At 68.9% G+C, this 8,638-nt stretch carries 8 protein-coding genes and 2 pseudogenes; 6 read left to right on the top strand and 4 right to left on the bottom strand.

The window, feature by feature from the left end; translation table 11 throughout:
• Nucleotides 1–157: 157 nt before the first annotated feature.
• Entirely contained in the window at nt 158–1,894 is a 1,737-nt protein-coding gene (locus tag G3N92_RS27515) for an autotransporter assembly complex family protein (protein WP_241015057.1), read from the bottom strand.
• A 333-nt stretch (nt 1,895–2,227) separates the two neighbouring features.
• Between G3N92_RS27515 and G3N92_RS27510 the strand changes: the two genes are divergently transcribed.
• The 4 genes from G3N92_RS27510 (at nt 2,228) to panD (ending at nt 4,858) form a co-directional block, all read left to right on the top strand.
• On the top strand, nt 2,228–2,416 hold the full coding sequence (locus G3N92_RS27510) for a DUF3460 family protein (protein ID WP_206130740.1): 189 nt from the start codon (nt 2,228–2,230) through the stop codon (nt 2,414–2,416).
• A 4-nt stretch (nt 2,417–2,420) separates the two neighbouring features.
• Nucleotides 2,421–3,287 carry a ScpA family protein gene (locus tag G3N92_RS27505; protein ID WP_206130739.1) on the top strand — a complete coding sequence of 289 codons (867 nt, stop codon included), beginning with the start codon at nt 2,421–2,423 and terminating at the stop codon, nt 3,285–3,287.
• 299 nt (nt 3,288–3,586) lie between these two features.
• Entirely contained in the window at nt 3,587–4,426 is an 840-nt protein-coding gene (panC, locus tag G3N92_RS27500) for a pantoate--beta-alanine ligase (protein ID WP_206130738.1), read from the top strand.
• A gap of 45 nt (nt 4,427–4,471) precedes the next feature.
• Complete coding sequence (gene panD / locus G3N92_RS27495) at nt 4,472–4,858, top strand: aspartate 1-decarboxylase (protein WP_206130737.1); 387 nt, start codon at nt 4,472–4,474, stop codon at nt 4,856–4,858.
• 118 nt (nt 4,859–4,976) lie between these two features.
• On the opposite strand, the gene G3N92_RS35125 is transcribed toward panD, so the two are convergent.
• From G3N92_RS35125 to G3N92_RS27485, 3 genes and pseudogenes are all read right to left on the bottom strand, one after another.
• Complete coding sequence (locus tag G3N92_RS35125) at nt 4,977–5,618, bottom strand: ParA family protein (RefSeq protein ID WP_241015056.1); 642 nt, start codon at nt 5,616–5,618, stop codon at nt 4,977–4,979.
• Between the two features lie 399 nt (nt 5,619–6,017).
• Nucleotides 6,018–6,266, bottom strand: a pseudogene (locus G3N92_RS35120) (DoxX family protein); the annotation flags it as partial.
• Between the two features lie 120 nt (nt 6,267–6,386).
• On the bottom strand, nt 6,387–7,889 hold the full coding sequence (locus G3N92_RS27485; RefSeq protein WP_241015055.1) for a cobyric acid synthase: 1,503 nt from the start codon (nt 7,887–7,889) through the stop codon (nt 6,387–6,389).
• Nucleotides 7,890–7,952: 63 nt separating this feature from the next.
• Between G3N92_RS27485 and cobU the strand changes: the two genes are divergently transcribed.
• A complete protein-coding gene (gene cobU / locus G3N92_RS27480; RefSeq protein WP_206130734.1) occupies nt 7,953–8,510 on the top strand; it encodes a bifunctional adenosylcobinamide kinase/adenosylcobinamide-phosphate guanylyltransferase in 558 nt (185 codons plus the stop codon).
• Nucleotides 8,504–8,638, top strand: a pseudogene (locus tag G3N92_RS35115) (cobalamin biosynthesis protein); the annotation flags it as partial. The gene cobU and the pseudogene G3N92_RS35115, both read left to right, overlap by 7 nt.

The raw sequence follows: 8,638 nt of genomic DNA, 5'->3' as shown, positions 1-8,638 counted from the left end.
TCTGCCGAGCCACGAACCCTCTTTCCCTCGCCGACGCTCTTGCGAGCTGGTGGACGGCGGCTGCGGCGGCTCGCCCGGTGGCGGGCCGCCCGGCGTGGCGCCGGCCGGCGGTACGGCGGAATCGTCCTTCGTCATGCTGAAATCCGGAAAACCCTGGTCAGAATGCAATGCCGAGCGTCAGATACGGACGCACGCTGCGGTTGCGGATGCCGTAGGCCAGATCGACGTTGACCGGCCCCACGGGGCTGCGCCAGCGCGCGCCCACGCCCACGCCCTGATAGAACACCTTCTCGCCCCAGTCGTCGGTCGCGGTGCCCAGATCGTAGAAGGTGGCCATGCCCCAATCGTGGTTGAACCAGTGCTGATATTCGGCCGTGCCCGTCATCAGGTATTTGGTCGGCAGCACCGAGCCGTCGACGGTGTTGCCGATGCTCTGATAGCCGTAGCCGCGCACCGAGTTCGAGCCGCCCGCGCGGAACAGCAGCGAGGCCGGCACGCCGGCCGACCCGCCGCTCGTGAACACGCCGCCCAGTTCGGCGCGGAACAGCACCAGATCGCGCTTGCCGATCGGCAGGTATTGCTGGCCGCGCGCATAGCCGCGGATGAACGTCTGATCGGTCGCCACACCCTTGATCGCGAAGCCGGCCTCGGCGTGGATCAGGTTGCCCGAACGCGGGAACAGCGGATCGTCGACGTTGCGGCGCGTCCACGACCATTGCGGCACCAGCGCGCGGCTGGTGGTCGGGCCGGCGGCGTTCTGGTCGAGCCGGTCCTGGTAATACATGATCGAGTACGTGTAATCGATGTTCTGGCTGGTCTTGGCGCGCTGCACGCCGAGCCGCGCGCTGTAGATCCGCACGTCCGACACGTTGGTGTTGGTGTACGAGGCCAGCACGCTGTTGGTCCACGCGTGCGGGCTCGGCGGCATCGACAGCTGCACCTGCCCGTATTGCTGGATCTGGTCGATGCGCCCCGAGATCTGCAGCGGCCAGGCGCGGCCGAACGTGTCGAGATAGGTGTACGAGCCCTGCACGTGCGGGCCGGTGTCGGTGGCGTAGCCCACCCCGCCGCGCACGCTGTTGTACGGATACTCGCTGACCTTCACGTGCACCGGCGTCTGATCCGGCTTCGCGGTGTCGTCGCTGACGTCGATCGCCACGCTCGCGTAATACGGCGTGTTCTGCAACTGCCGCTGCAACTCGTTGATGCGCTGCACGTCGTAGATCTCGCCCACGCCGAGCGGATTGACGTTGTCGACGATCTGCCCCGGATAGCGGCGCACGCCCGACACGTCGAGCTTGCCGATCGTGAAGGTCGGGCCGCTCTCGTACGTGACCGACAGCTTCGCCGTGCGCGTGCGCGGATCGATGCGCGCCTGCGAGGCGAGGATCTTCGCGCCGAGATAGCGGCGCGATTGCAGTTGCCGCAGCGCCGCGTTCTTCGCGTCGTCCCAGCCCGCCTGCGTGAACGGGTCGCCCTCGTGCAGCGAGAACGCCAGCCGCGCGGCCGTCTCCTGCTTCGGATCTTCCTTGCCCACTGGGCCCTGGAACGTCAGGTCGACGCCCGAGACATCGGTTTGCGGGCCCGGGTCGACCTTGACCGTCACCGAACGCTTGCCGTTGCGCGTGCGCACGTCGGTCGACACCACCGGCGAGAAATAGCCGGCCGTGGCCGTCAGGTCGCGCACCTGCTGCGGCGTGGCGGTGATCAGGAATTCGAACTGGTCGTCGGAGATGTCGTCGCGCTTGGCGAAGCGCGACAGGTCGAGGTGCTGCTTGAGCAGGCTGCGCACCGAACGCGGCGCGTCGATATCCACATCGAACTTGGCCCAGGCCGGCAGCGCGAACGCCGCGGCCAGACAGCCGCCGAGCGTGAGCCTGGCCAGGCGCGGCAGCGACGGCGGCTTGCGCCGTGAAGGGGACGGCGGCGACGCCGTGCGAGCGCGTGCGGCCGCGCACCCGGCGCGACGCTCGTCTGGTGGAATGGCCAGCCCTGTCAAATACCGCCCCCTCGAGGATAGATCGGATGAAAGCCCACATTTGACCACAGCGCCATCGCGCTTCCGTGGGCAAAGCTTGAAAGATGTTCAAAAGCGCCGACGTTCGGGCAAGCTGCGCGTTCGACGCGGATTGGCGCCGGCTGTTCCCCGCGATGCGGTAAAATCCCGCCATCCCCAACCCGGGCGGCCCGCGAACGCGCAGCCGGCCCGTCCAGAACGGAATCCACCATGTCGTATCAGTCCGACGTCACGCAATTTCTGAACCAGCTCAAACAACAGAAGCCGGCGCTCGAAGACGAACAGCGCAAGGGCCGCGCGCTGCTGTGGGACAAGCAGCCGATCGACCTCGACGAACGCTCGCAGCAGCAGCAGTCGCGCGTGAAGCAAACGTCCTACGTCTACTACCAGAACTTCTGATCCCGTGAGCGCCGCCGACGAGGCCGCCCGGCCGGAAGACGCGCTCGCCGCGCGCGCCGGCGCCGATTCGACGCCCGACACGGTCGACGGCATCGCGGCCTTCGCACGTCTGTACGGCGAGCCGCTCTTCAAGCTGCCGCAGGATCTCTACATCCCGCCCGACGCGCTCGAGGTGTTCCTCGAAACCTTCGAAGGCCCGCTCGACCTGCTGCTGTACCTGATCCGCAAGCAGAACTTCAACGTCCTCGACATTCCGATGGCCGAGGTGACCGCGCAGTATCTCGGCTACGTGGATCAGATCCGCGAGTCGAATCTCGAGCTGGCGGCCGAATACCTGCTGATGGCCGCGATGCTCATCGAGATCAAGTCGCGCATGCTGCTGCCGGTCAAGAAGGCCGACACCGGCGAGGAAGCCGAGGATCCGCGCGCCGAGCTGGTGCGCCGCCTGCTCGAATACGAGCAGATGAAGCTGGCCTCGCAGCGGCTCGATCAACTGCCGCAGCTCGGCCGCGATTTCCTGCGCGCCGACGTCTATATCGAGCAGAGCATCACGCCGCGCTTCCCCGACGTGAATTCGGACGACCTGCGCGCCGCCTGGGCCGACGTGCTCAAGCGCGCCAAGCTGGTTCAGCATCACAAGATCTCGCGCGAGGAGCTCTCGGTGCGCGAGCACATGAGCCTGATCCTGCGTCAATTGCAGAACGTGCGCTTCATGGAGTTCGCCGAGCTGTTCGACACCTCGCGCGGCGTGCGCGTGGTGGTGGTCAACTTCATCGCCATGCTCGAACTCGCGCGCGAATCGCTCGTCGAGATCACCCAGCCCGAGCCGTTCGCGCCGATCTACGTGCGGCTCGCGTACCTGCCCGCCTGAGCCTGACGCCCGCCGCCGCCCGGTTTTCGGGACGGCCGGCAACCCCGCCCTTTCTCCGTTCGATCCCGCGCCGGCCCGCGCTGCCCGGCCGCGAACGCCCGCGTCCATGCCCGCACTCGCGCAAATCGCGGAATAAAAAGCGAACGACCGTGCGTTTATCGATGCGCCGCAGCGGCAAATCCTCTACAATCGCCGACGCTCGCCGCCCTGCCCGGCCGCGGGCGAACCGTCCGATCACGACGCCGCGCCTCCCGCGCGGCGGCAACGCGCCACTCGCGCGAGGAACCGCCTTACCGATCATGAAAGTCATCAGCACGATCCAGGAGTTGCGCGACCAGTTGCGCGGCCAGAACCGGACGGCCTTCGTGCCGACCATGGGCAACCTGCACGAGGGCCATCTGTCGCTGATGCGGCTCGCGCGCCAGCACGGCGATCCGGTGGTCGCGAGCATCTTCGTGAACCGGCTGCAGTTCGGCCCGAACGAGGATTTCGACAAATACCCGCGCACGCTCCAGGACGATATCGAGAAGCTGCAGAACGAAGGCGTCTACGTGGTGTTCGCGCCGACCGAGCGCGATCTGTACCCGGAGCCGCAGGAATACCGTGTGCAGCCGCCGGACGATCTGGGCGGCATTCTCGAGGGCGAGTTCCGCCCCGGCTTCTTCACGGGCGTGTGCACCGTCGTCACCAAGCTGATGGCCTGCGTGCAGCCGAAGGTGGCCGTGTTCGGCAAGAAGGATTACCAGCAGTTGATGATCGTGCGCCGCATGTGCCATCAGCTCGCGCTGCCGGTGGAGATCGTGGCCGCCGAGACGGTGCGCGACGAGGACGGGCTCGCGATGTCCTCGCGCAACCGCTTCCTGTCGGCCGCGGAGCGCGCGGAAGCACCCGAGCTGGCCCGCGCACTGCACCAGGTGCGCGACGCGGTGCTGGGCGGCGCGCGCGACATCGCCCAGGTGGAAACGGCCGCCCGCGACGCGCTGGCCGCGCGCGGCTGGCAGCCCGACTACATCGCGGTGCGCCGCCGCGCCAATCTGATCGCGCCGAGCGCCGAACAGCTCGAAGCCGGCGAACCGCTGGTGGTGCTGGCCGCGGCCAAGCTCGGCGCCACGCGCCTCATCGACAACCTCGAAATCTGACGGCCGCCGGCCGCCGTTTCCGCCCAACCCGCATCAGGACACGCCATGCAGCGTCACATGCTGAAATCGAAGATCCACCGCGCCACGGTCACGCACTGCGAGCTGCATTACGAAGGCTCGTGCGCGATCGACGAGGATTTGCTCGAAGCCTCGAACATCGTCGAGAACGAACGGATCGACATCTGGAACATCAACAACGGCGAGCGCTTCTCGACCTACGCGATCAAGGGCGAGCGCGGCAGCGGCATGATTTCGCTGAACGGTTCGGCCGCGCGGCGCGCGCAGCTCGGCGATCTGGTGATCATCGCCGCGTTCGCGGTGGTGGACGAGGCCGACCTGAAGGCCGGCTGGAAGCCGGATCTGGTGTTCGTCGACGAGCAGAACCGGATCAAGGGCAGCCGCGATCACGTCCCGACCCAGACCTGGACCTGAGCCGGCGCTCGCGCCCGGCCTGGCCGGGCTGCCATGACGCCTGAGAAAAACCCGTCGCCCTAGCGGACGACGGGTTTTTGCTTGATGAGGCCGGGAATTCGGCGGGCCGCGAGGCGGCTCAGTCGCCCTTGGCGGGCTTCGCCTGCGCCCACTCGACGATCGGCTGCCACTGTTCGAGATCCTTTTCGACGCGGCTCTTCGCGACATCCCACAGCGTCAGGCCGTGGGCGGCCAACTGGACGTAATTCTGCGTGTCGCGCACGTAGCCGAGCACCGGCAGCTTCACCCCTTCGACGAACCGTTGCAACTGCTCGGCCGAGCGCGTGCGCGCATCGACGCGCATGCCCACGATGCCGACCTGCACATGCCCTTTGCGCACGGCCTTTTCGCCGGCCAGACGTTCGAGAAAATCCTGCGTCGCGAGAATGTCGAACATCGAGGGCTGCAGCGGCACGATCACCTTGTCGGCCAGATCGAGCGCGATGTTGAGCCGGTTGCCGTGCAGGCCGGCCGGCGTGTCGATCACGGCGTATTCGAGGCCGCGCGGCGGCTTGGCCGGCGACGACGGATCGAGCGTCCAGGCTTCGATCGCCGGCAGCGTGGCCGGCCGCAGGCCGAGCCAGCCGTGCGAGGATTGCTGGCGGTCGAGATCGGCCAGCGCCACCCAGGCGCCCTGGGCCGCGAAAAAGCCCGCCAGATTGGTGGACAGCGTGCTCTTGCCGACGCCGCCCTTCGGATTTGCCACCACGATCACCGTCATGTACACCCCCGGAATGCCACGCGGCGCCGGTTGGGGCGCCGCGGAAAGTTGCGGATACAGGGAGCGATGATATCGGCAAAACGCCTTGCACCGCGATGGCGCGAGCCGTTTTGCCGATCGGACGAGGCGCGGACGGGCTGCCCGAAGCGGATGGACGGGCCGGCGCGGGCGGGCGAATCTCGAACGTCCCGCGCCGCTTGCGCCCGACCCGCCCGCCCCGGCCGCGCGCCGCCCCGCAGCGGCGTTCGCCGCGCCCCGGTTGCCGCCGAGCGCGTAGGCACCCGCGCCGAGCAGCGCCTGCACCGCCAGCGCGCCCGCCCAGAACGCCGGGAATTCCCAGCCGCCGTTCGGCGACGCGAAGCCGAAACCGTTCGGGAAATGCGCGTGCACGGCGCCGAGCATGAACGGCAGCAGCACGATCGCCGCGATCCGGACCTGAATCCCGGTCAGCAGCGCGAGGCCGCCGAGCAGCTCGACGGCCGTCGTCAGATAGGCCAGCCAGCCCGGCAGGCCAAGCGAGACGAAGAACTGCGCGGTGCCCGGCAGCGTGAACACGAACACCTTCTGGGCGACGTGGGCGAGATACCAGACGCCGAGCACCACGCGCAGCAGCGTGGCGCCCAGGTCGGCGGAGCGGTTGGGATGCATGGCGAACTCCTGTTTCGGATGGAATGGATCGCACTGTATTCGAACCATGCAAACCGAAAAATCGCCAATTCGACTTAAATTACTTCCCAAAAAGAATCAATCGACGCACCGGCCCGGGCGTCAGGCGAACGCGCCGAACACGCGTTCGAGATCGAGATGCGCGCCGAGCGTGTCGGCCAGCCGCTCGATCGACGCCTCGCGCAGCGCGGCCCAATCCACCGCCTCGGCGCCGTCGAGCCCGGCCCAGTCGAGCAGCGCGGCGCAGGCGGCCGGCGCGTCGAACAGGCCGTGCACGTAGGTGGCGAGGATCTGGCCGTCGGCCGAGCGCGCGCCGTCGCCGCGCACGCCGTGCGGCCCGTCGAGCAGCAGCGCCGGCGCATCGAGCGCGGGGCCGCGCGTCTCGCCCATGTGGATCTCGTAGCCGGCCACGTTCGCGCCGCCGCCGGCCAAGCGACCGCTGACGTTCACGAGCGTCTTGCGCGCCAGCAGCTCGGTCTCGAAATCGAGCAGCCCGAGCCCCTCGACGCGGGCCGGTTCGCCTTCGACGCCGTGCGGATCGTCGATGCTGCGCCCGAGCATCTGCATCCCGCCGCAAATGCCGATCACCTTGCCACCGTAGCGCAGGTGCCGCTTCAGCGCGGTGTCCCAGCCGTTCGCGCGCAGCCACGCGAGATCGCGCTGCACGCTCTTCGAGCCGGGCAGGATCACCAGATCGGCGGCCGGAATCGGGCCGCTCTTCCAGTAGCTGAAATCGACGCGCGGATGGGCGCGCAGCGCGTCGTAATCGGTGTGGTTGCTGATGCGCGGCACGGCCGGCACCACCACGCGCAGCACGCCGGCCGCGCGGTCGGACGCTTCGGTGCGCGCGAGGCTCGGCAGCATGTCCTCGGCGTCGAGCGCGAGCCCGTGCAGATACGGCACCACGCCGAGCACCGGCTTGCCGGTTTGCGCCTCCAGCCAGTCGAGGCCCGGCTTCAGCAGCGCCGGATCGCCGCGAAAGCGGTTGATGACGAAGCCGCGCACGCGCGCGCGCTCGCTGTCGGACAGGCAGGCGAGCGTGCCGAGCAGGTGCGCGAACACGCCGCCGCGATCGATGTCGGCCACCAGCACCACCGGGCAATCGACGCGCTCGGCGAAGCCCATGTTGGCGATGTCGCCCTCGCGCAGATTGATCTCGGCCGGGCTGCCCGCGCCTTCGACGATCACTGCGTCGTAGCCGCTGCGCAGCCGGTCGAACGATTCGAGCACGGCCTGGAACGCCACCGGCTTGTAGGCGTGATAGGCGCGCGCATCGAGATTGGCGCGCGCATGGCCGTGGATGATGACCTGCGAGCCGCGGTCGCTGGTGGGCTTGAGCAGAACGGGGTTCAGATCGGTGTGCGCCGGAATGCCGGCGGCCAGCGCCTGCAGCGCCTGCGCGCGACCGATCTCGCCGCCGTCGACGGTGACCGCGCTGTTCAACGCCATATTCTGCGGCTTGAACGGCGCGACGCGCCCGCCCGCGCGCCGCACGAGCCGGCACAGACCCGCCACCAGCGTGCTCTTGCCGGCGTCGGAGGTGGTGCCCTGGATCATCAGCGCGCCGCGCGGAAACGGAGGAAGCGGGCGGTCGGGAGCGGTCATCGTGCGGGGCAGCCAGGCGGAAAGCGAAGGCCGCATTATCGCCCGCGCCGTTACAATCACGCGATGACTTCGCACGACCTCACCTTCGTCCTCGGCGGCGCGCGCTCCGGCAAGAGCGCCCACGCCGAACGGCTCGCGGCCGACAGCGGACGCGCCGTCACCTATGTCGCGACCGCGCGCACGGTCGGCGACGCCGAATTCGATACCCGCATCGCTCACCATCGCGCGCGCCGGCCCGCATCCTGGGCGCTGGTCGAGGCGCCCGACACGCTGGCCGAGGCCGTGGCCGCGCTCGACGATCCGCACGGCTGCGTGCTGATCGACTGCCTGACGCTGTGGCTCGCCAACCTGCTGTGCCCGGCCGGCGGCGCGGCCGTAGGCGACGCCACGCTGCAGGCCCGCATCGGCGCGCTCGAGGCCGCGCTGCTCGCCTCGCGCGCGCGCGTGATCGTGGTCAGCAACGAGATCGGGCTCGGCGTGGTGCCGCTCGGCGCCGAAACGCGCCGCTACGTCGACGAACTGGGCCGCCTGAACCAGCGCATCGCGGCGCTCGCCACGCGCGTGACGCTCGTGGTGGCCGGCCTGCCGATGGCCGTCAAGGGCGCGGAGCCGCGATGCTGATGCTCTCGCTGCCGGCCGTCGCGATCCTCGCCGTCGCCGCGTTTCTGGTCGACTGGCGGTTCGGCGAGCCGCGCCGCGCGCATCCGCTCGTCGCGTTCGGCAAGCTGGCGCAGACGATCGAGGCGCGA

Origin of the sequence: Burkholderia sp. Ac-20379 (genome assembly GCF_017104645.1) — a bacterium.
Classification (GTDB): domain Bacteria; phylum Pseudomonadota; class Gammaproteobacteria; order Burkholderiales; family Burkholderiaceae; genus Burkholderia.
This window is presented reverse-complemented; position numbering and strand designations above follow the sequence as displayed.